Consider the following 25,215-nt stretch of genomic DNA (forward strand, 5'->3'; position numbering starts at 1 on the left):
GGACTCTTTCAACGTACGCGTGGGAGCTGCGCCGCAATCGAGGTTGAGGTTAACGGAGGGCGAAGTTTGGGAGCCGTTTTCTGCTGACTAAGATTGAGCAGATAACCTCCTGCCGAAAGTAGCCCGACGCATGCCGTCCCACACAGATGAAACCTGGGAACTGGCCATACAGACTCCTGCCATCAACGACCGCTCCTTGGCGGCCGGTTTGGCGTACGCAATGGGCAGCCGCGTTACGGGGATTTCGTTCGATCCGGCGACAGGGCTCCTCCTCGGCAAGGTCCGCGGCAACGGCCCCCAGCCTTATTCGACGTCGGCAAAACTGGTCCGTAAGCCCAGCGGCTGGAGCTGCACTGTGGGTATCTGCAGCTGCCCGGTCCGGAAGGACTGCAAGCATGTGGCCGCGTTGTTGTTCACGGCTGAGGATCACCCCACCATCCGCGCGCAGCTCCTTTCCCAGGCACCCGGCATCCAGACATCGCGCCTGGGCTCGGGCCAGCAGGGCGGCACCGCCCGTCCGGCTTGGGAACAAGCCCTCAACAGGCTGATCACAAAACCAGGCACTGCTCCGAGCGCGGCAGGCATTCAGCTCGCACTCCAGTTCGAGGTGGAAGAGCCCGCCGCGCACTTCTCCTACACAGGCCGACGCGACCCCATGCGCAGCGTCCGCCAGCTCAAGGCCCGCCCCGTCATGATGGGCGCGAAAGGCAAATGGATCCGCGGCGACGTCTCCTGGAACAACCTCAGCTACATCAGTTTCCGGCGCGAATTCAACGAGATCCACGTCGAATGGCTGCAGACTTTCCTCGCCGCCCACGGTTCCAGCAACGGCCGCCAGCAGCCGTCGGGCGCCTTGTGGCTGAGCCTGAACGACTTCGCTGCCAAGAACCTGTGGACCCTCCTTTCCGACGCCGCCAAAGCCGGCATCCCACTCATCCACTCGGCTGGGAGCGAGCCCGTCCGCGTCGAGACCCAACCCGCCGTCGTCGGCCTGAGTTTGGCGCGCCTTGGCGAGGGCCGCGGCGGCACAGAACAGGAAACGCACGACGGCGGCCTGCAGCTCGCGCCGTCAGTGACCGTGGGCGGGGAGCCTGTTGACGCCGCGTCCGTGGGCTTCCTGGGCAAGCCGGCCAACGGCATTTTCTTCACGCATTCGGGCGACTCCCTGCCCGGTGTCCCGCAGCAGAATAACCTGATCACCTTGGCTCCCATTGAGGGCGGTGTCACCGAGGAGCTCCTGGAGTTCGTTACCGATGGCCAAACCCTTCAGATTCCTGCTGAGGATGAGAGCCGCTTCCTGACCTCGTTCTACCCGAAGTTGCGGCAATCCACACCCGTGCAGGCCGCGGATGAGTCCGTTGAGCTGCCTACACTGGCGGTCCCCACGCTGTCCCTGCTGGCCAACTACGGCAACGACCACAAGGTCCGGCTGCACTGGGAATGGCACTACAAATCCGGCACGCTGGTCACTGCACAGCCTTTGTGGCGGCACCCGGAGGACCGCGGCTACAGGGATGACGCGGAGGAAGCCCGGATCCTGGAGTCGCTGGGGCGGCCCTGGGACGTTGTATCTGCGCTGGCCGAGTCCTCCACTGGCGGCTGGGGCGCTCCGCGGCTCGCGGCCTCTGCCGAGCTCAGCGGTTTGGACACCCTGGCATTCACCGAGGAGGTGCTGCCCGCGCTGAAGGAACTGCCCGACGTCGTGGTGGAAACCTCCGGTGACATTGCCGACTACCGTGAAGCAGCCGAAGCTCCCGTCGTTTCGATTTCCACGAAGGAGACTGCCAGCGGCGACTGGTTCGACCTCGGCATCGTGATCACGCTCGAAGGCGAACCGGTGTCCTTTGCCGCGGTGTTCTCGGCCCTGGCCGCGGGCATGAGCCGCATGTTGCTGCCCAGCGGCGCCTACTTCTCGCTCGACCTGCCCGAGCTCCATCAGCTGCGTGCCCTGATCGACGAGGCACGCTCCCTGCAGGACAACCCGGACAACAAGGACGGCACCCTGCAGATCAGCCGCTTCCAAGCCGGGCTCTGGGACGAGCTGGCACAGCTCGGGATCGTTGACGAGCAAGCCGCCGCGTGGCGCGAAGCCGTCGGTGGACTGCTCGACGACGGCGTGACCGGACTGCCGCTGCCGGCCAGCCTTAACGCTGAGCTGCGTCCGTATCAGCTCGAGGGATTCAACTGGCTGAGCTTCCTCTACAAGCACAGCCTCGGCGGCGTGCTCGCTGACGACATGGGCCTGGGTAAAACCGTGCAGGCCATCGCGTTGATGTGCGCGGCCAAGGAGCTGGCGGCGGAGACCGCGACTGCCGTCCAAGGGCCGTCAGCGGACGTGACTCCCCGTGCACCGTTCCTGGTGGTCGCGCCCACCAGTGTGGTGAGCAACTGGGCCCTGGAGGCGCAGCGGTTTGCTCCGGACCTTGTGGTGCGGACCGTCGGTGAGACCTTTGCCAAGAGCGGACTGTCACCCGTGGACGCGTTGGCGGGTGCCGACGTCGTGATTACCTCCTATGCGCTATTCCGCATTGACTACGATGCCTACGCGTCGTTCCAGTGGGCCGGGCTGATGCTGGACGAGGCGCAGTTCGTGAAGAACCACCAATCCAAGGCGTACCAGTGCGCACGCAAGCTGCCGGCCCGGTTCAAACTGGCCATCACCGGCACGCCCTTGGAGAACAACCTCATGGAGTTCTGGGCGCTGACCTCGATCGTGGCGCCGGGGCTGTTCCCCAGCCCCAAACGGTTCGCGGAGAACTACCAAAAGCCGGTTGAGAAGAACGGTGACTCCGCGCAGCTGGGTAAGCTCCGCCGTCGTGTGCGTCCACTCATGATGCGCCGCACCAAAGAGCAGGTCATCAAGGACCTGCCGCCCAAGCAGGAGCAAATCCTCGAAGTGGTGCTGAATCCGCGCCACCAGAAGGTCTACCAGACGCACCTACAGCGGGAGCGGCAGAAAATTCTCGGCCTGATCGATGACGTGAACAAGAACCGCTTCACGATTTTCCAGTCGCTGACGTTGCTGCGGCAGCTGAGCCTGGACGCGTCCTTGGTGGACTCTTCATTGTCTGCCGTGCGGTCGTCCAAACTGGATGTGTTGTTCGAACAGCTGGAAGACATCATCTCCGAAGGCCACCGGACGTTGATCTTCAGCCAGTTCACCGGCTTCCTCGGCAAGGTCCGCGACCGCATGGACGCCGAGGGCATTGAGTACTGCTACCTCGACGGCTCTACCAGGAACCGCGGAGACGTGGTCAGCGAGTTCAAGAACGGCTCGGCCCCGGTGTTCCTGATCTCGTTGAAGGCAGGCGGATTCGGGCTCAACCTCACCGAGGCGGACTACGTTTTCCTGTTGGATCCGTGGTGGAACCCGGCGTCCGAGGCGCAGGCCGTGGACCGGACCCACCGCATCGGCCAGGCCCGCAACGTCATGGTCTACAGGCTGGTTGCGAAAGACACCATCGAGGAAAAGGTCATGGCCTTGAAAGCCAAGAAATCGCAGCTGTTCGCGGATGTGATGGAAGGTGACGCCCTGGCCGGTGGTTCGTTGACGGCGGAGGACCTGGCGGCGCTGTTCGCGGAGTAGGCTCAGCCGGTCAGTCGTCCAGCCGCACCCCGCGGAGCAGCAGCATGGTTCCGCCCACGGCCACGGCGGATGCCAGGAACACCCCCGCCGCACCAAGGCCCACAGCCACCACGCCGATGGCGCTGGGGAGGACCACCTGGCCCACCCTGTTTCCCGCGAGCCTCAAAGCCAGTGCCCGTCCGCGCTGCCCTTCCGGAGCTTGGGCCGAAAGCCAGGACATGGTCAGGGGCTGGCCAATTCCGAGCCCCAGGCCCAGGAAGGCCATGACCACGAAGAGCAGCCACACGGGCATGGGAATCGCGGCCACGGCAAGCGCCACCGTTGATACCGCCAAGCTGAGCACCAGCAGCTTCATCCGACCAAGTTTGCGGGACATGTTGCCCAGCCCAATGCGCGAGACCATCGAGAACACTGCGCGGACCGTCAGCATCAGGCCCACCGTAGCCGCGGTCAGTCCGCGTTCGGCGCCGAGCGCGGGAAGGTAGACAACGGTCAGGTCGACGACGGCGAGAACGGTAGCGCTGGTGGCCAGCGCCCGGATGACTCCCGGCGTTTTCAGCAGCGCGACCGCACCGCCCTTGGGTGCGTCCGGCGACTTGGCTTTGCCCCCGCGCCTACTCACCTTTCCCGAAATGACGAACGTGGTCAGGAACATCACCAGGCTCATCGCCACCGACAGGGTGAAAATCGCCTGCGTGTTAGGGCGCACCGAGGCACCGCCCACCAGTGAAATCGCCAACGGACCCAATGCCTGGCCCAAAGACGCTGCAAAAGTCAGGTAACCAAAGGCCGAGTCGAGTCGGGACGCAGCAGCATTGTTCGCCACCACCGCCTGCTGCCCCACCACGCATGCCAACTGCCCCGCACCAAGAAGCGCCGTTCCTGCCACGAGAGCGGCCACCGAGGTTCCCCAAAAGAGCAAAAACGCAGAACATGAAAGGACGACGGCGGCCCCGATCGCCATGAGCTTTCGCTCACCCAGGCGGTCCACCAGTCCGCCGATGGGCAAGGCGAGCAGCAAGGGAAAGACGGCGTAACTGGCCGCGAGGACACCCAGGGCAAACGCAGGAACGTCGAGCTCAAGGGCCCTGTATGTGGCAGCCGGCCGGACCAGGAATGTTACCGCCTGGATGAGGGCCGAGTGGACCAGGAGGGCCGTGGACGAGCGTCGTCCCAGTTCACCGATCATTCGGCGTCGATTCCTTTGCAGGAGATCATCCGAAGTGTCTCGTCGCGGGCTCCAATAACGTGATCGAAGGCGATCTTCGCTGCACGGTCCGGGTCTTTGTCAGCGAGCGCGGCGACGAGCAAGCGGTGGTTTGCCAGGGCTTCCTCACGCCGCTCCGCCGAGTTGTTGGTGAAGTACCGGTAGCGCTCAACCTGGCTTCCGATCTGCTGGTGGAAACGCTGGGCCCACGAGTTTCCCGCGATCGAGGCGATGGTGGCGTGGAGGGTCACGCCGTACTTCATGGCTTCGTCCGCGAATCCCACCATCGCTGCATTGCGCTCAAGGATTCCCTCAAGGTTCTCGATGTCCTGGTCCGTGGCCCGGGCACAGGCTTCGCGAGCCATTAAGGACTCCAGCGCGGCGCGTACGTCGTACAGCTCGGCGATGACTTTCGCATCGAGGGCCGGGACCAGGACACCTCCTGTGGCTTGCTGTTCCAAGAGGCTCTCGGAGATCAGGCGGCGGATGGCTTCACGCAGTGGGGTTCGGCTCACCCCCAGCGCGGTTGCCATCGCGGGTTCATAAACGCGTGTTCCGGGTTTGAGTTCGAGGTCAAGGATTTGCCGCTTGAGCTCGAGGTAAACAAAGTGTGCCCCCGTGTTGCGGGGTTGTGGATCAGACATTCAGGGCCGCCAAAAGAGAAGGTGTACTTGTATACATCTATACACACTCTGTCTTAGGGGCGCAATTAGTCAGCCACGCACCCAGCGGTACGGCGTCGTCGTCGACACCTTGAGCAGGCCAGAGCGTTCCAGAATGGGGCGGGAGTACTCGGTTGAATCGCTGTTAATGAGTGCTTTTCCGTTGGCCAAAGCCGCCTGGGCGCGGCGGGCTGTCAGGGCCCGGTAGATCCCGCGGCCCCGCCACTCCGGTCGGGTGGCTCCACCCCAGATCCCGGCAAAGTCGGTCCCTTCCACGGGTTCCAACCGCCCGGCGCTCACAATGATGCCGTCAGCTTCTGCAACCCAGAGTTCCATGCCGTCGTTCAGCGAAAGCCGATGAAGCAGGGCATCCGCCATCTCATCCGAAACAGGATCGCCGAATACCTCGTCCTGCATGGCACTCATGGCCCGCACATCCGCTTCCTCCACCACCCGGCGCAAGGTCACGCCGTCGGGCAAAGGAACATCGACATTGAGGGCCCTGGCATCACCGATCATAATCGATTCCGGTTCATCCGCGGTGAAGCCCCGGGCTGTCAGGGCTTCGTGGAGCCCGGGAGCATGGTCATGTCCGCGGGTTTTCCACTCGATCCGCGTAATCTCCGGCTGGCCCTCGAAGTAGGAAACGGCCGCTTCCACCAAGCTGCGGACCCCTTCCTCGTCCGAGCCAGCCAGATCCTGGTACGTGATGAAGCCACGACCACCTCTGAAGGTCACCAACCGGAGCGGGCCAAGTTCCTTGACCGCCACAGCGCTTGGAGTCTCGGCATCGGTGCGGAGTTGTTCATCGTAGGCAGCGAGAAGCCGGGCTTTGGTATCGGAATCCGTCATCCCGCGAGCCTACTCCACCCCCCCCAAACCCTCCCTCACATCCCGGATCCACCGTTATTCCGACAGTCCCTCCGACAGTCCCCACTTTGGTTAAGAGAACGAGAGAGCGTCAGGCCAAAACAGGCGGGACGTGAGAGAGGGTCGGGGCGGGACGTGAGAGAGCGTCAGGGCGAAACGGGCGGGACGTGAGAGAGCGTCAGGGCGAAACGGGCGGGACGTGAGAGAGCGTCAGGTCCAAACGGGCGGAACGTGAGAGAGGGTTCTGGATTAGGGGGACGGGACGTGAGAGAGCGCCAGTCCGAAGCAGGCGGGATGTGAGAGAGCGTTGGGGGAACACAAAGGGGACCGGTTCTTCAACCGGTCCCCTTCAGTGAGTTCAGCTCAAAGTGTTCAGCTCAGCGTGTTCAGCGTGCGGGCGTCATTAGCCGCGGCAGAGCTCGCCGTATTTGGTGCCGGCTTCCTGGTAGGCCTGACCAAGTTCGGCCAGTTTGGCCTCGTCCGGGCTTTCCTTGGACTGCTCATCCATGAACTCCAGGATTGCGGTCACCACGGGCTTCATCTCGGTGGAAGACACCGCTTCGAGGGGCCGGATGGCGTTGGCAACGCGGGTCGTGGCGGTCTTGCTCTGGTTGCTCGGGATGCCGGCTGCGGCGACGCCAACCCGGTCACAGGTTTCTGCTGTAGTCAGCTGCGGCTGGGCGGCGCAGGCGGATGCCGAGGCGATGAGCCCGGCAGCGATCAGGACAGTGGTGAGTTTCTTCATGATTCCCTCAGTGGTCGACGTCCCTTTGATTGTAATCAGAGCAGCGGCCCCCTCACGCATCGGGGAAAGGCCGCTTGCCCGCGTTCCTTCCCAGTTACCTCCCCCAGCAGGCGCAAAACGATGGCCGACGCGCGGGAGTCGCCGCAAAATTACGATGACAGCACGGAAGTAACTGGGCAGGAGCGCAGGGCCGGCCGCGAAGCCGCTAGAGCGCCGGCGTCCGGGGTGGAACCGTGCGGCGCCAACCCGTTGCTTCGAAGGCGACGGCCAATGCCAACAGTGCCGTGTCGTCGTAGGCGCGCCCTGCGAAGGTGAGGCCCACAGGCATGCCGATATCCGCCATGGTTCCCATCGGCACAGTGACCGTCGGGATGCCCAGGTGTCTCGGGACAAGGTTGCCATTGGATACCCACACTCCGTTGCGCCAGCCGAGGTCCGCCGATGCCGGGTTGATGTCCATGTCGGCAGGTCCGACGTCGGCCGCTGCCGGGAACAGGACCGCGTCCAGTCCGAGCTCGTCCATCCAGTCCTCCAGATCAATGCGCCGGGTCTCCTCCAAGCCGCGGACTCCGGCTTGCAGCTCGGGGATCTCGGTGAAGTGGGAGACACCGTACTCGCGGACCTGCCGGGGATAGCCGGCGATGTGGTCGTCGAATCCGGTGTAGCGGTCCGCGAGGGCGCCCTTTGGGTGGGGGAAGATGGCCTCGCCATCCACATTGGCAAGCCTGTTGAGGGCGGGATCGCCGTTGGCCTGCAGGAAGTCGTCCCACGCCCAGGCCGAAAGGTCCTCGATTTCACGTTTGAGGTACTCGGAGCTGACCAGGCCGCGGGTGGCGATGGTGGGCGCGCCGGGCCGGTCGCCTTCGTAGTTGGAGACCACGGGGAAGTCCACCAGTACAACGTCAGCGCCGGCAGCTTCCAGGTCCCGCTTCGCAGCTTCCCACAGGTCAATCACGGAAGCGCGTGTCTCAATGCGCTGCCCGGTAGGCCCGCCGATCCCCGGCTGCTCGCTGGTTCCGGCGTCAGGGTCTGCATTGATATACATGCGTGGCACGCCGAAGCGCTTGCCCCGCAAAGCCGACCGCCCGCCGTCGAGCGTTTCCGAACCGAGCGCCACGTAGGACTCCGGCCGGACCTCGGACGATTTCGGGATCTCAACCCACGGTTGTGCGCGCCAGAAATCACCCCGCGTCTCAGCGTCGTCGGCCACGATCACGTCCAGAAGCTCAAGCATGTCGGCCATGGTGCGGGTGTGCGGCACCACGACGTCCATTGTGGGGACCAGCGGCCAGTTGCCGCGCACCGAGATAACGCCGCGGGAGGGCGTGTAGGCGCACAAAGCATTGTTCGACGCCGGTGCGCGGCCACTTGACCACGTCTCCTCGCCCAGGCCAAAGGCCGCGAAGCTGGCCGTTGTCGCGGTGCCGGAGCCGTTGGATGAACCGGAACCGAACGCTGCCGTCAGGAAGTCCGCGTTGTAGGGACTTTCGGCGCGTCCGTACACGCCACGCTGCAAGCCGCCGTTGGCCATGGGCGGCATGTTGGTCAGGCCGATCAGCACCGCACCGGCATCCCTAAGCCGTTCGATGGTGAACGCATCGCGCTGCGCCACCAGATTCTCAAAGGCAGGCGACCCGGCGGCGGCAGTGAGCCCCTTGGCCAGGTAACTGTCCTTGGCCGTGTACGGGATGCCGTCCAGCGGTCCGAGCGCCACCCTCTGCGCCCGACGTTCGTCCGATGCCCGGGCATCCGCCAACGCATCGGGATTCATGACCACCAATGCGTTGAGTGTGATGCCGTTGTGGTCGTAGGCCTCGATGCGGTCAAGGTATGCCTGGGTCAGTTCCTCGCTGGTCACCTCACCCGATTCAAGTGCCCCGCGCAGTTGAGCAATGGAGGCTTCAACGACGTCGAATGGAGCCATTACGCTGCGCCTCCGGCAATCGGTGTTCCGTTGAGACGCGGCTGCTGCTGGGTGATGCAATGGATGCCGCCGCCGCGGGCCAGAATGGGCCGGGCGTCCACGGTGACGACGCGGCGGCCCGGGTAGGCCTCCGCCAGGATTTCTGCGGCAAGGGAGTCGGCACGCTCTTCGCCGTAACCGCAGGCGATCACGCCGCCGTTGACCACCAGGTGGTTGACGTAGCTCCAGTCCACAAAGCCGTCGTCGTCGCGGAGCGTTGCCGGAGCCGGCAGAGGGACTATCTCGAAGGGCTTGCCCGCCGCGTCCGTCTGAGTCTCAAGGAATGCCTGGAGCGTGCGGCTGACGTCGTGGTCCGGGTGCTCCGGGTTGGTCTGGGAGTGCAGCAGGATGCGGCCTGGGGTGGGGAGCGTGGCCACCATGTCGATGTGGCCGCGCGTGCCCAGGTCCTCGTAGTCGCGGGTCAGCCCGCGGGGAACCCAAATGACCTTGGTGGCGCCGATGGTCCGGGCGAGTTCTGCCTCAACTGCGGCCTTGTCCGCGAAGGGGTTCCGGCCCGGATCCAGCTGCACCGTCTCGGTGACCAGCACGGTTCCTTCGCCGTCCACGTGGATGGCACCGCCCTCGTTGACCAACAGCGAGCTGACCAGTTCAGCGCCCGACTGTTCCGCGACGAAGCGTCCCATGCCTGCGCTCTTCTGCCATTCGGACCATGCGGGCGCACCCCAACCGTTGAAGATCCAGTCCACGGCGCCAAGCACGCCGGGACGTTCGTCATCCAGCACAAAGGTGGGTCCGACGTCGCGCATCCAGAACTCATCCAACGGGGCCTCGAGCTGCTCGATGCCGCTGCCCAGCATGCGCGCAGCGCGCTGGCGCTCGCTCGGGTCAACCACCATGGTGACGGGTTCGAATTCTGCCACGGCATGCGCGACGGCGGTCCAGGCCGCGTAGGCCTCTTCAGCGGAGGCGGCGTCGTCGCCTAGGGTCAGTCCGGGGCGCGGAAAAGCCATCCAGGTGCGTTCATGCGGCGCGGTTTCGGCTGGCATTTTCCAAGCCATGGGTGACTCCTTCGTCTGCGTTTCATTGTCTTGTTGATCGCACGATCAATAATGTTGAAAAGGTAATCTAGACTGGTCCTTGATGTCAAGCACTCCACAGAAGCGCGCGGTCCGGAAGTCCCCGGCTGAACGCGCCACAGAAATCACGGAAGCCGCCCGCCAGATCGCACTGGAGACGGGCCTTACCGCCCTGACGCTGCGCAATGTGGCTGCCCGGGTAGGAGTCGCCTCGGGCCTGGTGGCTCACTATCAGCCCAACATGGACGCGCTCGTTTCCAACACGTTTGCCACCATCGTGGCCGCGGAAACACAGGAAATCGCAGCCCTGTTGAGCCGACTCCCCGGGCCCTCCGAGCGGCTCAGCCTGCTGGTGGACACACTCCTGGACAACAGCAGGCTCGATGTCACGGCCATCTGGGTTGAAGCATGGACGCTCGGGCGCCGCAACGAAGCCCTCGCCGCATCCGTCCGTGAGCAAATGGACGCCTGGCAGAAGGTTTTCCAAGGAGTGGTTGAGGACGGGAACGCATCCGGAGCATTCAACGTTTCCGATGCGGCCGCCGTCGCCTGGCAGATCCTGGGCATGGTGGACGGCCTGAACGCGCAGGCCTTGGTCCGCTGGGACGGCGTCAACGACCGCGGCAGTCACCTGGCCCGCGCGGTGGAGGGAATGGTGGGCGCCGCTACCGGGTCGCTCGTGCGCCAGCCATCGGTGCAGGGTGCCAGGGACCGCAGTCCCCTGCCCTAGGCTGGAGACCATGGCGATCATTCACAAGGCAACCCTGTCCCCGTCCAAGCTCGAACTCATCGCTGATTACCTGCCGAACCAACCTTGGTTCATCCAGGACGGCGCGCCGGAGCTCATTGGCGCCTACCGCTTTGACGATCCCGCAGGCGAAGTGGGCCTCGAAACCCATGTGGTCACTGCTGGTGAGCGCATCTACCAGGTCCCCCTCAGCTACCGCGGTTACGAGCTCGCAGGTGCCGAGGACTGGCTGATCGGAACCATGGAGCACTCGGTCCTGGGCAAGCGCTGGGTGTACGACGCCTGCGCCGACCCCATCTACGTCAAGGCCCTCGCAACCGCGATCCTGACAGGCCAACGGGAAGCTGAGCAGTTCGTCGACGGCGAGCCCGAACCGCGCCCCAGCACCGTTACGGTCAAGGGCAGCGGACAGCTCGACGACGGCGTACCCGCCCTGAGTGCCTCGGCGCCGGTATCGGGCAGTGGCGTGACGATTATTGATGCGGGTGGGTTGAGGCTGAAAGTAGCCAGAGTCCTGGATGTGGCCGCCGATGTCTCCGCGAACTCTGCTGCTGCGCCCGAGTTGCACGGAGAGCTGACCCTCAGCGGCACGTGGGCCGGCTTGGAGAACCCGGTGGAGCTGGCGGCCGTGGTCCGCGACTAGCCCGGGAACCGGGTCTGGCATCTTTTAGCCCAAGGGACTCCAGCGTAGGCTGGCACACGAAGCCATCTACTCCGTTAGGGGCGCACCATGAACAAAGCACAGAACATCATTCCCGCTGCACAGGACCTGGCCCGCGAATGGGTAGGCCACGCTGCCGAAGGCACATCCGCGCAGACCGAGGCAGTGGTTGGATGGGCGTTGTCCCGGATCAACCACGCCGATGTCCCGTCCGTTGTCCACGGCGTGATGCTCACCCTGACCGGCAACAGGAAGACGGCCAAGGAAGCCCAACGCACTGCCGCGCGTGCCGTTAAGCGGGCCACCCAGGCACTGAGCCGGAAAGCCCCGCAGCGGCGCTCCCGTCGTGGTGGTTTGTTGGTGGCGCTGGCCGCAGCTGCTGTCGGTGCGGCAGCCGTACTGGCGTGGCGCGCCATGGTGCCTCCGGGCGAACCCGAGCCGGCCAAGCGACCGGCTGAGCCCATCAAGCCGCCCGTGCCCCCGGCTCCCTAAGCAGCCCAACAAGCGGTTCAGGAGCGCCGGCTAGGGTGCGGCTTCGCCGTCGTGCCGTTGGATCCGCCGCCGAAGGGATGCCCTGGCGAAAAGCCAGTAGGCTCCTGCGCTGGCAAGCAGGAAACCCATTACGCCCAGGAACACCAGCTGGGTCATGATCCCCGCGATCACCATCACGAACCCGGCAAGGACAGCCAGGCTCCCCAGAATGATGCGGGCCATTTCTCCTCGCGGGCGGCCCGACGTCAGCTGCGAGGCGAGTTCGGGATCCGTTGCAGCAAGATCCCGTTCCAGCTCCTCCAAGCTCCTGCGTTCTTCTTCCGACAACGACACCGGAGTTCCTCACCACACGAGCAGGTCCGCGAAAATGCGTCGATGCTCAGGCCATCAGCACGTGCGCTGCTTGCCGTGCCATGCCATCATTATCTGCCCGTTTCGGTGCGTGTGCCACAGGTTCCCTGGGACAGGTTCTTGCTGTGGTTCCACCTGCCGCGGGTTCCTCCAGCCCCTGAATATGCATACGCTGGAGCTGCGGGCCCATTGCGCCACGAGCACGGACAAAGATCGCCGACAGGAAAGTTGAATTCCCATGGCACACAAAACTGCAAAGAACACGGCGCTTCAGAAAACCACCCCCGCGGGCCGCGGACCCCGGCGAACGCTCTGGCTCATCGCGGCCGGCCTTGTTGCAGGCGTGGCGGGCGGAGTTTTCGCCTTCCGCATGCTGGTGCCCCCAGCGCGGACGCCGGAACCTGCCCCGCCCAGCGAGCCCGAGGAGATCCTGGTCCGCGAGGAACCAGTCGAGATTTCGACCCGGATGCGGCCGGGCGAATGGACAGAAGAGTCCTTGCAGGCGCATATCGAGGACTATCGGCAGCAGATCAGGGCCATGGGTGCAGCTGAACAGCAGATCGTCACCAAGGTGGAACGCACCGATAACGGGGCTGTACTCGTTGTGGTCAGCTGGGACCGGCAGCGCTAGACAGGCGCATACTGGAGGCATGAGCGGGACCGAAGAATTCCTTGAATGGGTCAGGTCCACCCTTTATCAAGCGGAACTTGCCCTCCATAACGGCGATGCCTCTGCACGCCGGGCGATCTGGTCACGGAACGAGCCCGTCAGCGTGCTCGGCGCGTTCCGTGACGCCCACGGCCAGCAAGAGTTGGACGAGCTCTTTGCTGCGCTGGCGGAGAGTTTCTCTGACTGCCTCTCGTACAGCTTCGACCTTCAGGCCTACGACGTCATAGGAGACATGGCCTACACCGCCGGATTAGAGCACACCTCGGCTTCAATCAACGGCGAGCCACGTCAGTATGTCCTCCGAGCCACCCAGGTCTACCGCCGTGAGGGTGGGGAATGGAAAGTGGCCCACCGGCATGCCGACACGGTGACCGCCTAGCGGCTTTCACCCTGCCGCGGCCTCCAGACCACAACGGCTTGGGAGCGCGCCCGGGGACGCTGGCCACGTGCCAGCGAGACGACGTCGCCTGCAGCTCCCGCCGCGAAGATGCGGGCGTCCCCTGTCGCGCGACGGCGGGTCAGTTCCTCTGTCAGTTCAGCTACCCGGTATTGCAGGGCAGCAACCTGGTTTTCGAGGTCGAGTATGCGCTTGATGCCTTCAAGTGAGACGCCGGACTGCGAGAGGCGCTGGACCTCCCGCAGTTTGTTGACGTCGTTCTGCGAATAGCGGCGGGACTTGCCCGGCGCACGGCTGGGCGACACGATGCCCAGCCGGTCGTACTGGCGCAACGTCTGCGGATGCATGTCGGCAAGCTCCGCAGCAACGGAGATGACGAAGATCGGCTGGTTGACGTCGATGCCCATCACCGCCTCCTTACAACCGGGCCTTTGCGGCCAGGTCGTGCCGAGGATCAGCGTCGGTGGTGGCCGCAGCGAAAGCCTTCACGGCTTCCTCCGCTTCTTTGTTGAGGTTCTGCGGAACCGCGACGTCGATGGTCACCAGCAGGTCGCCGGTGGCCTTGGACGTCTTCACGCCACGGCCCTTGACCCTCAGGGTGCGGCCCGAGGGCGTGCCCGCCGGGACGCGCACCTTGACGGTGTCGCCGTCGAGCGTGGGAACCTCAATGGTGGCGCCAAGCGCGGCTTCCGCGAACGTGACGGGCACGTGGATGCGGATGTTGTTGCCGTCGCGTTGGAAGAAGTCGTGCGGCTTCACGTTGACAGTGATAATGAGGTCGCCGTTGCCGGCCGGACCAACATTGCCCTTGCCCCGCTGGCGGACCTTCTGGCCATCTTTGATGCCGGCGGGAATCTTCACGTCGATGACGTTGCCGTTACTCTCACGCAGGCTCACCGTGGTGCCCTTGATGGAGCCGGCGAACGAGATGGTCGTGGTGGCGGTGCGGTCCGAACCTTTTTGAGGCGCCCGCTGGAAGCCGGTCTGCCCGGCCCCGCCGAATCCGCCACCGAACAGGTCGGCGAACTCCGGAGGAATACCGCCGCCTTGGGGCTGGCGGGCACCCGGTCCGCCGCCGAACAGGCCACCAAACAGGTCCTCGAACCCGCCATTGCCTCCCGCACCGCCCCGGCCGCCGGCGCCCGGGGCGAACCTGGCACCGCCGCCCATGGCACGGATGGCGTCGTACTGCTGCCGGTCCTCAGGACTCGACAACACCGAGTAGGCCTCGGAAATGTCTTTGAACTTCTTCTCCGCGGCAGCATCCCCGGCGTTGGTGTCCGGGTGGTACTGGCGGGCAAGCTTGCGGTACGCCTTCTTGATATCCGCGTCGGACGCGTCCTTGGCAACACCAAGGATCGCGTAAAAATCCTTTTCAACCCAGTCCTGGCTGGCCAAGAGCGTTTCCTTTCAAATCTGTCGTTACGTTGCGCTACGCGGAATATGGGCCCCCGCCCCTACGCGTGGCGGCTCAGTCCTAACGGACTTGAGCCGCCACGCTCCGGCAGGCCCGATGCCACTCCCGGGGCCCATATTCCACTTCGCGCTGCGGTCAACTCACCTTATGCGGGAACCGCGACGATCACCTGTGCTGCACGCAGGACCCGCTCACCCGAGCGGTATCCGGAGCGCAGGACCTGGCTGACCGTATCCACCTGGATGTCCTCGCCGGGCTGCTGAATGAGTGCTTCGTGGACGGTGGGGTCGAATTCGACACCCGTTTCCGCGATTCGCTCCAGTCCGTACGTCTTCAGCGCGGTCTCCAGCTTGGCGGCGATGGCGGCGAAGGGGCCGTCTTCGAGGTCACCGTGCTGGCGTGCAGCGTCGATGTCGTCCAGTACCGGCAGGAGGGAGTTCAGGACGCCGATGACGGCCATCTCTCCCGCTACGGCCCGGTCTCGTTCAACGCGCTTGCGGTAGTTGACGTACTCAGCCTGAAGGCGGAGGAGGTCGTTGCGGAGTTCGGCTGCCTGGGCTTCAGCTGCGGCACCGGAGGCTACCGACTCTGCAGCCGGCACCTCTACCCCGTTGAGGATTTCCTCAGCCTGGGAGAGGGCGTCACCGTCCGTGGGAGCAGCGTTGCCTTCGGCAGGAGCCGCGGCCTCGCCCTCAGGGTGGCGGGCCGCCCCGGTCTCCGGGTCAACCTTGCGGTTGTCCCGGATCACCGGCTTGCGCGGCTCGTTGCCTTCAGAGTGCTCTGCTTCGTTGCCGTGATGAGGCATGGCTACTTCTTCGCTTCGTCTTCGTCGATGATCTCGGCGTCGACGATGTCCTCGTCAGCCGAACCCTGCTCGCCGGCAGGTGCACCTTCTGCACCGGCACCCGGAGCATCAGCAGCGGAGGCCTGCGAGTAGATGGCTTCGCCCAGCTTGGTCTGGGAAGCCTGCAGCTTCTCAAACGCAGTCTTGACGGCGGCGTCGTCGGTGCCTTCCAGCGCGGACTTGAGGGCGTCGACGTCGGCCTTGACCTCGGTCTTGACCTCTTCAGGCAGCTTGTCGTCGTTGTCGGCGATCAGCTTGTCCACGGAGTAGGCGAGCTGCTCAGCGGAGTTACGGGTGTCCGTAGCTTCGCGGCGAGCCTTGTCCTCTGCTGCGTGCTCCTCGGCTTCACGGACCATGCGGTCAATGTCGTCCTTGGACAGTGCAGTGCCACCGGTGATGGTCATGGACTGTTCCTTGCCGGTGCCCTTGTCCTTGGCGGACACGTGGACAATACCGTTGGCGTCGATGTCGAAGGTGACCTCGACCTGCGGAACACCACGCGGCGCCGGAGCGATGCCGGTCAGTTCGAACGTGCCCAGCGGCTTGTTGTCGCGGGTAAATTCACGCTCGCCCTGGAAGACCTGGATGGCCACGGACGGCTGGTTGTCGTCAGCGGTGGTGAAGGTTTCCGAACGCTTGGTGGGGATAGCGGTGTTGCGCTCGATCAGGTGCGTCATGACGCCACCCTTGGTTTCGATGCCCAGGGACAGCGGGGTGACGTCGATGAGGAGGACGTCCTTGCGCTCACCCTTCAGGACACCGGCCTGGAGTGCAGCACCGACGGCTACAACTTCATCCGGGTTGACGCCCTTGTTGGGCTCCTTGCCGCCGGCGAGTTCCTTCACGAGCTCGGAGACAGCAGGCATACGGGTGGAGCCACCGACGAGCACAATGTGGTCGATGTCGGAAACCTTGATGCCGGCTTCTGCGATGACGTCGTTGAACGGCTTCTTGGTGCGGTCCAGCAGGTCCTTGGTGAGGTCCTGGAACTTGGCACGGGTCAGCTGCTCGTCCAGGTGGACCGGGCCGTCGGGGGTGACGGAGAGGTACTGGAGGGAGATGTTGGTGCTGGTGGAGGAGGACAGTTCCTTCTTGGCCTGCTCCGCAGCTTCACGCAGACGCTGCAGGGCGATCTTGTCCTTGGAGAGGTCGATGCCCTTGACCTTGAGCTGGCCCAGGAGCCACTCGACTACGCGGTTGTCCCAGTCGTCGCCACCGAGCCGGTTGTCACCGGCGGTTGCGCGGACCTGGATGGTGGAGAAGTTGTCTTCGTCCTTGCCAACTTCCAGGAGGGAAACGTCGAAGGTTCCGCCACCGAGGTCGAAGACCAGGATGAGTTCGTCTTCCTTGCCCTTGTCCAGGCCGTATGCCAGTGCAGCCGCGGTGGGCTCGTTGACGATGCGGAGGACGTTGAGGCCTGCAATTTCGCCGGCTTCCTTGGTGGACTGGCGCTCGGCGTCGTTGAAGTAGGCCGGAACGGTGATCACAGCGTCGGTGACCTTTTCGCCCAAGTAGCTCTCGGCGTCGTTCTTGAGCTTCATGAGGATACGCGCGGAGATTTCCTGCGGCGTGTACTTCTTGTCATCGATTGCGACGGTCCAGTCGGTGCCCATGTGGCGCTTGACGGAAGCGATGGTGCGGTCGATGTTGTTGACGGCCTGGCGCTTGGCGATTTCGCCAACCAGGACTTCACCGGACTTGGAGAACGCAACGACGGACGGCGTGGTGCGGCCGCCTTCAGCGTTGGCGATGACGGTGGGCTCGCCACCTTCGAGAACAGAGACCACGGAGTTGGTTGTTCCGAGGTCGATACCTACTGCACGTGACATATCTTGTTTCCTTTCAATGGCCGATGTTGGAGATTGCGTCCGGCATTGGTCCGCTGGGCGGGTTGTTGAGCCGGGAGCTTGCTCAACAATCGGCTAGTTGAGCGTTCTGCACTCAACTGTACTCAGGCTCAGAAAGATGTCAATCCAAAGTTGAGTCACGTGCGCTCAACTTTACTTTCAGGCTGAAAAAAATCCCCGGAATCCCGCGCCAGAAGGGCTGTTTCGCCCTCGGTGAACTGCCAGCAAAGCCTCACGACGCGCAAAATCCACTGTGCCACTCAGCCGGAGTGGCGACGCCCATATTTGGGTGTCACGACTGAATGTGGGTGGCGTCAAACCGTTTGGGTGGCGTCAGCCGCTTGGGTAGCGGCAGCGGCAAGCGGCTCGGGTTTGTACACCCACGCCACCAGCACCACCGAGATGATCATCAGCAGGAACCACGCCAGGAGCTTGTCGATCGAGACGGCCTGCCAGCCGTTCAGCTGGTTCGGATACAGCCATGCACGGGACCACGTGCCGATGTTCTCGGCGAACCAGATGAACAGCGCCACCAGCAGGAAGGACACCAGGATGGGCATGCGGAAGCGACGCCGGAACACCCGGAAGTGCATCACGCACCGTCCGTAGATAAGAACGACGGCGGCCAGCAGCACCCAGCGCAGGTCAACGATGTAGTGGTGCGAGAAGAAGTTCACGTAGATCGCCCCAGCAACCAGAGCCGTGATCCACCGGCGGGGATACCTGTCGAAGCGAAGGTCGAACAAGCGGAAAACGCGCACCATGTAGGAACCGACGGCCGCATACATGAAGCCGCTGAACAACGGGACCGCACCGATCCGAAGGACGCCCTCGGCCTCATAGGCCCACGAGCCCACATCGGTCTTGAACAGCTCCATGACCGTCCCCACCACATGGAAAAGCAGAATGACCCGCAGCTCCCGGAGCGTTTCGAGCCTGAACGTGATCATCAGGACCTGGATGACGACGGCGGCAAGGGTGAGGAAGTCATTCCGGGCGAGAGCGGCGTTGTCGGGGTACCAAAGACGGACAGCGATGATCACCGCGAGCAGCGCGGCGCCGAACACGCAAGCCCAGGCCTGCTTCAGCCCGAACACCACGAACTCTGTAAGCCCGGACTGCAGGCGGCTGCCCTTCCTGCCGTCCAGATACCGGTGGGCGAGGTTGTCGATAGCCTGTTCAACAGGTGTGGAGTTACGCATTGCCGCCCTTCGGAGCGGCTCCGAGTTGGCCCAGGTAGTAGTCGCGCGGCCAATGCCGGATCCGCTGGGGCAGCCGAGGGTAGAGACGGCCAACCATCCGCATGGTCCGTTCGAAACGCCGGGCCCGGGCCGGCCCCCACTCGAATCCGAAACCGGCACGCACATGATCAGGCAGCAGGCCGGCCGTGAGGAAGCGGGCCAGGGGCATCGCCAGGCGCAGGAGTTGTGGGCCGCCCGCCGGGTAGAGGAGGTCCCGCGCGACCCTGACCGCTTTGTCGTCCGGTTGAAGTCCCCGCACACGGGAGTCCCAGTAGGCGGCAAAGGCGGCCCGGTCGGCCGGCCAACTGTCCGCCGGGAGCTGCAGGGCTGTCCCGATCCGCGCATACTCGCGGTAGATCCGGTCGGCATCGCCGTCGTCGAGCGGTCCGTGGACCTGCTCGTAAACGGTGACTGCGGTGTCGTAAAGAGTGGCGACCACCCAGAGTTGGGACTCCGCGTCGAAGGCGCTGTACCCGCTGGAGGTGGAGTCGGGTCCGCGCCGAACAGGGGCATGGGCACGATTAACGGAACGTCGGACGGCCTTCAGTTGGTCTTCCGAGCCGTACACCACCGCGTACACGTAGGTCATGGTGGCACGGAGGCGGTCCATGGGGCGCTCGGCGAAGTTGCTGTGCTCAGCCACGCCATGGCCAACCCTGGGGTCGGCGATCTGCAGGAGAATTGCGCGGCCCGCTCCGGCGAGGAGCACGCCCTCCGCCCCGATGTCAGCCAGTCCACGAACCATCTGAATACTTTACCGTTCGCGGCCTAGAGCCCCACGACACCCTGGAGGACGCTCAGTTGGTGTTCAAAAAGCTCATCCCGGGCAGCAAAGGTATCGGCACCATACTGCCCAAAGACCTCGAAACTAACGGCCCCGAACACAGACGTCCAGACCAGCACGCCCCGCGCCAGGGAAGGATCGGGAGCTGCGAGGTTCAGGTCCTCGCGGATGGCCGCCAGGTCTTTGGCCAGGGCCGGAGGAACGACGACGGCGGAACTCACCTCGGCGTTCATGGCGCCGGCGCGGTAGGCGGCATCAAAGATGCCCACGAGGCGGACGATGACCCGGGTTCCAGGGACGGTGGTGCGCTCGCCCGGCGCCTGGTAGCCGGGGACGGGGCTACCGAAAAGCAACGCGTAGCTTGCCGGTTCACGAAGTGCCCACGATCGGACAGCGTTGCCAAGCGCCCGGAACTGCCCGGCGAAATCGGTAGCAGGAACAGCCTCCACGGCGGCGTCTACATGGTCGCCGAGCTCGTTGTACGCGTCGATGAGCAGCAGCGTGAGGAGCTCGTCGCGGTTCTCGACGTAGCGATAGACGGCTGAGGACACGACTCCTAGATCTCTGGCCACCGCGCGCAGGGACAGTGCCGCAGCCCCGTGGAGGGCCAAGTGCTCACGGCCGAGCCGGATGATGTCCGCAATGGTTTGGGCGCGGGCGCGCTCTCTGGGAGTTGGGGGCTTGGCCTTGGTGGCAGCTGACGTCATGCCCCCAGCTTGCCACAAAGGAGAGCGGCGTCAACAAACAAGAGCAGTGCTCTTGACTTTGGATCAAAGTGTCGTCATTCTGAATTCAGAGAGCACTGCTCTTGTTTTGAAACCCACTGGAAGAAAGAAGGCCACCATGTACGTCGTCACAGGAGCAGGGCCCGTTGGCTACACCATCGCGGAGCAACTCGCAGGTCTGGGGCACCCCGTACGCGTTTTGACCCGCTCGGGCAGCGGCCCGGACCATCCCCTGGTGGAAAAGATGCGCGTCGATGCATCCGATCCCGACCAGCTCAAGGAAGCCATCACCGGTGTAACGGCCGTCTTCCACTGCATCCACGGTTCCGCCTACAGGGCGGCGGCTTGGGCAGCGGAACTCCCCCAAGCCGAGCAAGTGGTGATGGACGCAGCCGCAGCCGCGGGCGCCGTCGTCGTATTTCCTGAAAGCCTGTACTCATACAGTGAGCCCGAACGCATCATGACCGAATCGAGTCCCCGCGAAGCCGCCGGCGGGAAGCGCGGTATCCGGACGGCGCTGCTGAAGGCTCGACGCGAGCACGCGGCAAACACCGTGAGCGTAGTGGCGGGGGACTTCTTTGGGCCGCGCGTGAAGATGGCACATGCCGGCGAGCGCATGGTCACGCCGATCCTGGCGGGCAAACGGCTGCAGTTCATTGGCAGCGCGAACCAGCCACATTCATTCACCTACGTACCGGACCTCGCTGCGGCCATGATCGCTGCCGCGGGGAAGCCCGAAGTCTGGAACAGCGTGCTGCATGCCCCCACCGGCGCGGCCGTGACCCAGCGGGAAATCGCGGTTGCGCATGCACGCGCGGCGGGCCTGACGACGCCGAAGGTGAGCGCCGTCCCAGGTTGGGTACTGCGGGCCGCCGGACTGGTCTCAACCGATATGCGCGAACTGGCTGAATTGCTGTATCAGTTTGAGCGCCCATTCGTGATGGATTCCTCCGAAAGCCAGCGGATGCTGGGCTTGGACCCGACTCCCCTGCCGGAAGCCGCCGCCACAACCATGGCGTGGTGGCGTGGGGCTGACCGGGGCAATTCTTAACGGGTTCTTAAAACCCACGGCGCAGAATCGAAGAAACGATTCGTCCTGTCGAGGGGTTCCATGTTTCAGCAGTCCACACCGCATCCCGTGCGCTTCAAGCCTCTGCCCGCACCGAAACACTGGCTGGCCACGGGGCTGGTACTCGCGGCCGCCGTCGTGTTGGCGGGGTGGGCAATACAGGCAGTTCCTGGGCTGACCCTGGCTGAACTGGCTGTTGATGATGATTTCAGCCGTCACCACTCTTCCGTGCTGACGGGGCTTGCCTTGGTTTTGAACGTGCTTTTCGGCCCGGTCGCGGGCGCGATAATCGTGATCGCTGTCAGTCTTTATCTCGCACTGATCCGACGTTCCCCGCAGGATGCAGCACTTTTTTCGCTCACAGTGGCCTCCGGGTGGTTGACGTGCCAAGTGTTCAAGGCGGTTATCGGCAGGATCAGGCCGGACCCTGCCCTGCTGTTCGATCCCTTGGTACCGGAGCCTGTATCCAACAGCTTCCCCAGCGGCCACACGTGCCTGGCCGTCGCACTCACGCTGGCGATGTTCTTTCTGGTCCGTGAAACACGATGGGCGAAACCTGTCCTCTGCGCGGGAGCGATCGTGACGGTTGTGGTTGCCTGGTCCCGCGTGTACATCGGAGCCCATTACCCACTGGACGTTGTTGCCTCACTCCCTGCATCAATTGCGGCGGTGATGATCATGGCCGGAATCTGGAACCGCTACGCACCTGCCCTCACCACCGCCATCCATTCCCGTGCAATGTCCCGACGCACCCCCAAATGAAAGAGTCCCTTATGGATCCCTTTGCCTTGGCGCCTGCGCTGAACCATACCGAGCTCCTCCCCATCCTGGATCCCGCCAGCCTCCTGCAGGGCTTGGGTCCGGCAACCCTCGCAGTGGTGGCCCTGATGGTCTTCATTGAATCGGGGGTCCTGTTCCCGTTCCTGCCAGGTGACTCGTTGCTCTTCACTGCCGGACTCCTTCACCAGCAATTGAACCTGACACTTCCTGTGTTGATTACGGTGGTGACAGTGGCCGCCATAGCGGGCGACCAGGTGGGTTACCTGTTGGGACGCCGCTTCGGACGCCGGTGGTTCTCCGATGATGCCCGGGTCCTGAAAACGTCCCATCTGGCAAAGGCCGAAGACTTCTTCAGGCGTCGTGGCGGCCCCGCGCTGATCCTTGCCCGCTTCGTACCGGTGGTGCGCACCTTCGCGCCCCTCAGCGCAGGGATCGCCCGGTATCACTACAAGTCCTTTGCCCTCTGGAACATCACGGGTGCGATCCTTTGGGCAAGCTCCGTTACCCTCCTTGGCTCCTGGTTGGGCCATTTCGAGGTCATCGCAAAGAACATCGACGTCATAGCCGTGGTCATGGTGTTGGTCTCTGTGCTGCCCTGGGGCATCGAATACCTCAAACACAGGCGTGCCCGCGCATCGGAGTCCTCCTCCGCGCAAGAATAGATCCGTGATCACTGACTCCAAGCTGTCCGTCCTGCTGGTGGAAGACGATCCTGCCTTGGGACCCCTGATCGCCGAGCTCCTTGAGCCCGACTACCAGGTGCACATCGCCGTCGACGGCCGTGAAGGTTTGCGGCAGGCACTGATGGGAGGCTGGGATGCGATGGTGATCGACCGGGGGCTTCCGGGAATGGACGGCATCGCATTGATCTCCGCGCTCCGTTCCAAGGGGATCGCCACCCCAATCCTCATCCTCACTGCCCTGGGCGCTGTGGACGAGAAGGTCCGGGGGCTCGACGCCGGCGCGAATGACTACATGACCAAGCCCTTCGACGCCATGGAATTGGGAGCGCGGCTGAGGGCCTTGACCCGCAGCTACCACCAGGCGCCCCGGACCACAGTTATCGGCGACTGGGAACTGGACCCCACCACCAGGTCCATGCGCTCCGTTCACGGATTCCTTGCCCCCTTGACCGCGACCGAATCGGAGTTGCTGTCGGTTCTTGCTGCCGAGCCGGACCGGGTGTTCACCAGGGAGGAGCTGATTGTCGCCACTGACAGTCAGGGTGACCTGCCAGGTGTCATTGACACCCACGTCCATCACCTCAGGCGAAAAGTCGCCAGGTCGGTCATCCGTACCGTCCACGGGGTGGGTTACCAGATAGGCGAAGCACATGACTGATCAGTCCATGGCCGCGGCCCAGGATCAGGCCATCCTTCGCAAGGCTTCCCTGAAGATCGCTGTCCGAATCAGCGCAGTCTGCGCCCTGCTGGTCCTGTGCCTCCTGGCTGCGGCAACCGCCTACCTGCTGAACCGGGCCGGCAACACGGAACCCGCCGAACCCGGGGCCGTTTACGCCTATCTCGACACCAAAGACCTGATCAAAGCCATGATCATCGCCGGGGCAGCAGGCATCCTGCTCGCCGGCGGCGTTGGCTGGCTCAGTGCACGCAGCGCCATCCGGCCTCTCGGCGAAGCACTGACGCTGCAACGACGCTTCATCCAGGACGCCAGCCACGAAATGCGGACGCCTTTGGCCATCCTTGATGCCAGAATCCAGGTGGCACAACGCAGCACTGCTCCGGAATCACCTGCCGGCCGGCAACTCTCGCGGATCCGGGACGACACAGCTGCCCTGACCGGAATCGTCAACGAACTCCTCGAATCCGCCACGGGCTCCCACCAGGAACCGGCCGCAGCGCCAACGAACATCTCCGACGTCACCCAGGAAGTGGTGGACAGCCTCCAGCAGTTGGCTGCGGACCGGGGCATCACCCTGCACTGTTCAAGCAACGGGCAGCCCCGGGCGATGATCACGCCACAGCGACTTCACCGTGCCATCCTCGGTCTGGCCGAGAACGCCCTTGGCCATACGCCGGCAGGCGGCCACATCACGGTTGCCAGTGACGTGACCGCTCACCAGGCGGTCATCACCGTCACCGATACGGGCCACGGAATTACTGGGATTGATCGCGACCGGATCTTCGACCGTTTCGCCCGGACAACCGCCCCACGCGCGGGCCAACAGCAGCGTAGCTTCGGGATCGGGCTGTCACTTGTCCGCGATATTGCCCTCGCAGCAGGCGGCACCGCAGACGTCGCATACACAGGCCCGGAAGGCACCTGCATGCGGATTACGCTGCCCTTGGCAACCGGCTGACGATGCCGGGCGCCCACCCAAAGAAGAAGAAAACAGAAGCGTTCGACGGCGGGTGCGCACCCGCCGTCGAACGCTTCTGTTGGACGTGGGCCGGCTACATCTGGCCGATGTCAATGCCCGTAACGGGATCGCCGGCGCGGTCGTAGGCGAGCAGGATGGCGCCATTGGGAAATGCCTGTGGCGGCTGGGCCAACCGGAAGGCGGCGGGCACGCCTGCGCCGTCCGGGAACAAACGCTTGCCCGATCCGAACGTCAGTGGGTAGAGGTACAGGTTGAGCCTGTCCAGGAGGCCCGCTTCAAGGAGCGAGCGTGCCAGGACGCCGCTGCCTATGATGTGGATGTCGTTGAACCGTTCCTTCACCGCCGCTACGTCCTTTGCCTCGGCCAAAACCGTGGTCCCTTCCCAGTTGGCATCTGCCAGGGTGCTCGAGACCACGAACTTGGGCAGGCCATTGAGCTTGTCGGCTATGTGACCGCTTTGCTGTGGCCAATACTGGGCGAAGATGTCGTAGGTTTTGCGACCCAGGAGGAGCGCGTCCATGCGGTCGATGCCCGCTGTAATCGCGGCGCCGGCCTCTTCGTCTGAATACGCAGCCTGCCAACCGCCGTATTCGAAGCCGTCCGAGGTGTCCTCGTCCGGTCCGCCCGGTGCCTGGTAGACGCCGTCGAGGGTGAGGAAAAGGTCAACAGAAAGTGTGCCCATAGTGTGTTCCTTCGGTGGAAGTCCGAGCCTGCCCTTGGATGCGGGCCATCCTAGTCCGACGGGCCGCCAAGGGCTACGAGGAACCTCCCCGGCTTT

Annotated in this window: 26 protein-coding genes; 11 read left to right on the forward strand and 15 right to left on the reverse strand. The window is 64.1% G+C overall.

Translation table 11 applies throughout. The annotated features are described in order from the left end of the window. Window positions 1-130 precede the first annotated feature (130 nt). Entirely contained in the window at window positions 131-3,586 is a 3,456-nt protein-coding gene (locus tag LRQ04_RS03660; protein WP_235517768.1) for a DEAD/DEAH box helicase, read from the forward strand. A gap of 10 nt (window positions 3,587-3,596) precedes the next feature. Here the strand turns inward: LRQ04_RS03660 and LRQ04_RS03665 are convergent, their stop codons facing one another. The 6 genes from LRQ04_RS03665 to LRQ04_RS03690 form a co-directional block, all read right to left on the reverse strand. Then, a complete protein-coding gene (locus tag LRQ04_RS03665) occupies window positions 3,597-4,775 on the reverse strand; it encodes an MFS transporter (RefSeq protein WP_235517769.1) in 1,179 nt (392 codons plus the stop codon). Next, window positions 4,772-5,437 carry a GntR family transcriptional regulator gene (locus LRQ04_RS03670; protein WP_235517770.1) on the reverse strand — a complete coding sequence of 222 codons (666 nt, stop codon included), beginning with the start codon at window positions 5,435-5,437 and terminating at the stop codon, window positions 4,772-4,774. The genes LRQ04_RS03665 and LRQ04_RS03670 overlap by 4 nt, the downstream gene beginning before the upstream one ends. Window positions 5,438-5,506: 69 nt before the next feature. After that, a complete protein-coding gene (locus LRQ04_RS03675; RefSeq protein ID WP_235517771.1) occupies window positions 5,507-6,307 on the reverse strand; it encodes a GNAT family N-acetyltransferase in 801 nt (266 codons plus the stop codon). 421 nt (window positions 6,308-6,728) lie between these two features. Further along, window positions 6,729-7,070 (reverse strand): hypothetical protein, encoded by a 342-nt coding sequence (locus LRQ04_RS03680; protein ID WP_235517772.1) that lies wholly within the window; start codon window positions 7,068-7,070, stop codon window positions 6,729-6,731. A gap of 205 nt (window positions 7,071-7,275) precedes the next feature. Then, on the reverse strand, window positions 7,276-8,994 hold the full coding sequence (locus LRQ04_RS03685) for an amidase (protein WP_235517773.1): 1,719 nt from the start codon (window positions 8,992-8,994) through the stop codon (window positions 7,276-7,278). Beyond that, complete coding sequence (locus LRQ04_RS03690) at window positions 8,994-10,052, reverse strand: agmatine/peptidylarginine deiminase (RefSeq protein WP_235517774.1); 1,059 nt, start codon at window positions 10,050-10,052, stop codon at window positions 8,994-8,996. Before LRQ04_RS03690 ends, LRQ04_RS03685 begins: the two co-directional genes overlap by 1 nt. A gap of 82 nt (window positions 10,053-10,134) precedes the next feature. On the opposite strand from LRQ04_RS03690, the gene LRQ04_RS03695 reads away from it, so the two are divergent. From LRQ04_RS03695 to LRQ04_RS03705, 3 genes are all read left to right on the forward strand, one after another. After that, window positions 10,135-10,800, forward strand: a complete 666-nt coding sequence (locus LRQ04_RS03695) for a TetR/AcrR family transcriptional regulator (RefSeq protein ID WP_235517775.1) — start codon at window positions 10,135-10,137, stop codon at window positions 10,798-10,800. Window positions 10,801-10,810: 10 nt separating this feature from the next. Then, window positions 10,811-11,461 (forward strand): hypothetical protein, encoded by a 651-nt coding sequence (locus tag LRQ04_RS03700; RefSeq protein ID WP_235517776.1) that lies wholly within the window; start codon window positions 10,811-10,813, stop codon window positions 11,459-11,461. Window positions 11,462-11,548: 87 nt separating this feature from the next. Further along, entirely contained in the window at window positions 11,549-11,971 is a 423-nt protein-coding gene (locus LRQ04_RS03705; RefSeq protein WP_235517777.1) for a hypothetical protein, read from the forward strand. Window positions 11,972-12,001: 30 nt separating this feature from the next. Here LRQ04_RS03705 and LRQ04_RS03710 read toward each other — a convergent pair whose 3' ends face one another. Further along, on the reverse strand, window positions 12,002-12,304 hold the full coding sequence (locus tag LRQ04_RS03710; RefSeq protein ID WP_235517778.1) for a DUF3040 domain-containing protein: 303 nt from the start codon (window positions 12,302-12,304) through the stop codon (window positions 12,002-12,004). A 256-nt stretch (window positions 12,305-12,560) separates the two neighbouring features. Here LRQ04_RS03710 and LRQ04_RS03715 point away from each other — a divergent pair, with 256 nt between their 5' ends. Together LRQ04_RS03715 and LRQ04_RS03720 are read left to right on the forward strand one after the other, a co-directional pair. Further along, entirely contained in the window at window positions 12,561-12,953 is a 393-nt protein-coding gene (locus tag LRQ04_RS03715; RefSeq protein ID WP_235517779.1) for a hypothetical protein, read from the forward strand. A 19-nt stretch (window positions 12,954-12,972) separates the two neighbouring features. Further along, on the forward strand, window positions 12,973-13,371 hold the full coding sequence (locus LRQ04_RS03720; protein ID WP_235517780.1) for a nuclear transport factor 2 family protein: 399 nt from the start codon (window positions 12,973-12,975) through the stop codon (window positions 13,369-13,371). Here LRQ04_RS03720 and LRQ04_RS03725 read toward each other — a convergent pair. The 7 genes from LRQ04_RS03725 to LRQ04_RS03755 form a co-directional block, all read right to left on the reverse strand. Continuing rightward, window positions 13,368-13,796, reverse strand: coding sequence for a heat shock protein transcriptional repressor HspR (locus LRQ04_RS03725; RefSeq protein ID WP_235517781.1), 429 nt, complete (start codon window positions 13,794-13,796; stop codon window positions 13,368-13,370). The genes LRQ04_RS03720 and LRQ04_RS03725 overlap by 4 nt on opposite strands. A 10-nt stretch (window positions 13,797-13,806) precedes the next feature. After that, the gene (locus LRQ04_RS03730) at window positions 13,807-14,787 is read right to left on the reverse strand and encodes a DnaJ C-terminal domain-containing protein (RefSeq protein WP_235517782.1); all 981 of its coding nucleotides are present in this window, start codon (window positions 14,785-14,787) and stop codon (window positions 13,807-13,809) included. Between the two features lie 164 nt (window positions 14,788-14,951). Continuing rightward, entirely contained in the window at window positions 14,952-15,611 is a 660-nt protein-coding gene (locus LRQ04_RS03735; RefSeq protein ID WP_235517783.1) for a nucleotide exchange factor GrpE, read from the reverse strand. A gap of 2 nt (window positions 15,612-15,613) precedes the next feature. Beyond that, window positions 15,614-17,479, reverse strand: coding sequence for a molecular chaperone DnaK (gene dnaK, locus LRQ04_RS03740; RefSeq protein WP_235517784.1), 1,866 nt, complete (start codon window positions 17,477-17,479; stop codon window positions 15,614-15,616). A gap of 332 nt (window positions 17,480-17,811) precedes the next feature. After that, a complete protein-coding gene (locus tag LRQ04_RS03745; protein WP_235517785.1) occupies window positions 17,812-18,699 on the reverse strand; it encodes a DUF817 domain-containing protein in 888 nt (295 codons plus the stop codon). Next, complete coding sequence (locus LRQ04_RS03750; RefSeq protein WP_235517786.1) at window positions 18,692-19,483, reverse strand: oxygenase MpaB family protein; 792 nt, start codon at window positions 19,481-19,483, stop codon at window positions 18,692-18,694. Before LRQ04_RS03750 ends, LRQ04_RS03745 begins: the two co-directional genes overlap by 8 nt. A 23-nt stretch (window positions 19,484-19,506) precedes the next feature. Beyond that, the gene (locus LRQ04_RS03755; RefSeq protein WP_235517787.1) at window positions 19,507-20,229 is read right to left on the reverse strand and encodes a TetR/AcrR family transcriptional regulator; all 723 of its coding nucleotides are present in this window, start codon (window positions 20,227-20,229) and stop codon (window positions 19,507-19,509) included. Between the two features lie 136 nt (window positions 20,230-20,365). Here LRQ04_RS03755 and LRQ04_RS03760 point away from each other — a divergent pair, with 136 nt between their 5' ends. Genes LRQ04_RS03760 through LRQ04_RS03780 form a run of 5 tightly spaced genes read left to right on the forward strand, consistent with a single transcriptional unit; the run spans window position 20,366 to window position 24,416 of the window. After that, window positions 20,366-21,298: an NAD-dependent epimerase/dehydratase family protein gene (locus LRQ04_RS03760; protein ID WP_235517788.1), complete on the forward strand. Its 933-nt coding sequence runs from the start codon at window positions 20,366-20,368 to the stop codon at window positions 21,296-21,298. A 60-nt stretch (window positions 21,299-21,358) separates the two neighbouring features. Next, window positions 21,359-22,078: a phosphatase PAP2 family protein gene (locus LRQ04_RS03765; protein ID WP_235517789.1), complete on the forward strand. Its 720-nt coding sequence runs from the start codon at window positions 21,359-21,361 to the stop codon at window positions 22,076-22,078. Further along, the gene (locus LRQ04_RS03770; protein ID WP_235517790.1) at window positions 22,075-22,758 is read left to right on the forward strand and encodes a DedA family protein; all 684 of its coding nucleotides are present in this window, start codon (window positions 22,075-22,077) and stop codon (window positions 22,756-22,758) included. The genes LRQ04_RS03765 and LRQ04_RS03770 overlap by 4 nt, the downstream gene beginning before the upstream one ends. A gap of 4 nt (window positions 22,759-22,762) precedes the next feature. Beyond that, window positions 22,763-23,437, forward strand: a complete 675-nt coding sequence (locus LRQ04_RS03775) for a response regulator transcription factor (protein WP_235517791.1) — start codon at window positions 22,763-22,765, stop codon at window positions 23,435-23,437. Next, window positions 23,430-24,416, forward strand: coding sequence for a HAMP domain-containing sensor histidine kinase (locus LRQ04_RS03780; protein WP_235517792.1), 987 nt, complete (start codon window positions 23,430-23,432; stop codon window positions 24,414-24,416). Before LRQ04_RS03775 ends, LRQ04_RS03780 begins: the two co-directional genes overlap by 8 nt. 94 nt (window positions 24,417-24,510) lie before the next feature. On the opposite strand, the gene LRQ04_RS03785 is transcribed toward LRQ04_RS03780, so the two are convergent. Further along, a complete protein-coding gene (locus LRQ04_RS03785) occupies window positions 24,511-25,119 on the reverse strand; it encodes a dihydrofolate reductase family protein (protein ID WP_235517793.1) in 609 nt (202 codons plus the stop codon). Window positions 25,120-25,215: the final 96 nt, after the last annotated feature.

The organism is Paenarthrobacter sp. AR 02 (assembly GCF_021538675.1).
In the GTDB taxonomy this organism is placed as follows: Bacteria; Actinomycetota; Actinomycetes; order Actinomycetales; family Micrococcaceae; genus Arthrobacter.

Bases quoted from the DNA above. Each gene is read 5' to 3' on its own strand.
- LRQ04_RS03735 (WP_235517783.1), bottom strand. From the start codon at position 15,611: ATGCCTCATCACGGCAACGAAGCAGAGCACTCTGAAGGCAACGAGCCG.
- LRQ04_RS03725 (WP_235517781.1), bottom strand. From the start codon at position 13,796: ATGGGCATCGACGTCAACCAGCCGATCTTCGTCATCTCCGTTGCTGCG.
- LRQ04_RS03700 (WP_235517776.1), top strand. From the start codon at position 10,811: ATGGCGATCATTCACAAGGCAACCCTGTCCCCGTCCAAGCTCGAACTC.
- LRQ04_RS03705 (WP_235517777.1), top strand. From the start codon at position 11,549: ATGAACAAAGCACAGAACATCATTCCCGCTGCACAGGACCTGGCCCGC.
- LRQ04_RS03720 (WP_235517780.1), top strand. From the start codon at position 12,973: ATGAGCGGGACCGAAGAATTCCTTGAATGGGTCAGGTCCACCCTTTAT.
- LRQ04_RS03780 (WP_235517792.1), top strand. From the start codon at position 23,430: ATGACTGATCAGTCCATGGCCGCGGCCCAGGATCAGGCCATCCTTCGC.
- dnaK (WP_235517784.1), bottom strand. From the start codon at position 17,479: ATGTCACGTGCAGTAGGTATCGACCTCGGAACAACCAACTCCGTGGTC.
- LRQ04_RS03765 (WP_235517789.1), top strand. From the start codon at position 21,359: ATGTTTCAGCAGTCCACACCGCATCCCGTGCGCTTCAAGCCTCTGCCC.
- LRQ04_RS03675 (WP_235517771.1), bottom strand. From the start codon at position 6,307: ATGACGGATTCCGATACCAAAGCCCGGCTTCTCGCTGCCTACGATGAA.
- LRQ04_RS03760 (WP_235517788.1), top strand. From the start codon at position 20,366: ATGTACGTCGTCACAGGAGCAGGGCCCGTTGGCTACACCATCGCGGAG.
- LRQ04_RS03695 (WP_235517775.1), top strand. From the start codon at position 10,135: ATGTCAAGCACTCCACAGAAGCGCGCGGTCCGGAAGTCCCCGGCTGAA.
- LRQ04_RS03670 (WP_235517770.1), bottom strand. From the start codon at position 5,437: ATGTCTGATCCACAACCCCGCAACACGGGGGCACACTTTGTTTACCTC.
- LRQ04_RS03770 (WP_235517790.1), top strand. From the start codon at position 22,075: ATGAAAGAGTCCCTTATGGATCCCTTTGCCTTGGCGCCTGCGCTGAAC.
- LRQ04_RS03685 (WP_235517773.1), bottom strand. From the start codon at position 8,994: ATGGCTCCATTCGACGTCGTTGAAGCCTCCATTGCTCAACTGCGCGGG.
- LRQ04_RS03690 (WP_235517774.1), bottom strand. From the start codon at position 10,052: ATGGCTTGGAAAATGCCAGCCGAAACCGCGCCGCATGAACGCACCTGG.
- LRQ04_RS03750 (WP_235517786.1), bottom strand. From the start codon at position 19,483: ATGGTTCGTGGACTGGCTGACATCGGGGCGGAGGGCGTGCTCCTCGCC.
- LRQ04_RS03755 (WP_235517787.1), bottom strand. From the start codon at position 20,229: ATGACGTCAGCTGCCACCAAGGCCAAGCCCCCAACTCCCAGAGAGCGC.
- LRQ04_RS03680 (WP_235517772.1), bottom strand. From the start codon at position 7,070: ATGAAGAAACTCACCACTGTCCTGATCGCTGCCGGGCTCATCGCCTCG.
- LRQ04_RS03715 (WP_235517779.1), top strand. From the start codon at position 12,561: ATGGCACACAAAACTGCAAAGAACACGGCGCTTCAGAAAACCACCCCC.
- LRQ04_RS03665 (WP_235517769.1), bottom strand. From the start codon at position 4,775: ATGATCGGTGAACTGGGACGACGCTCGTCCACGGCCCTCCTGGTCCAC.
- LRQ04_RS03785 (WP_235517793.1), bottom strand. From the start codon at position 25,119: ATGGGCACACTTTCTGTTGACCTTTTCCTCACCCTCGACGGCGTCTAC.
- LRQ04_RS03745 (WP_235517785.1), bottom strand. From the start codon at position 18,699: ATGCGTAACTCCACACCTGTTGAACAGGCTATCGACAACCTCGCCCAC.
- LRQ04_RS03660 (WP_235517768.1), top strand. From the start codon at position 131: ATGCCGTCCCACACAGATGAAACCTGGGAACTGGCCATACAGACTCCT.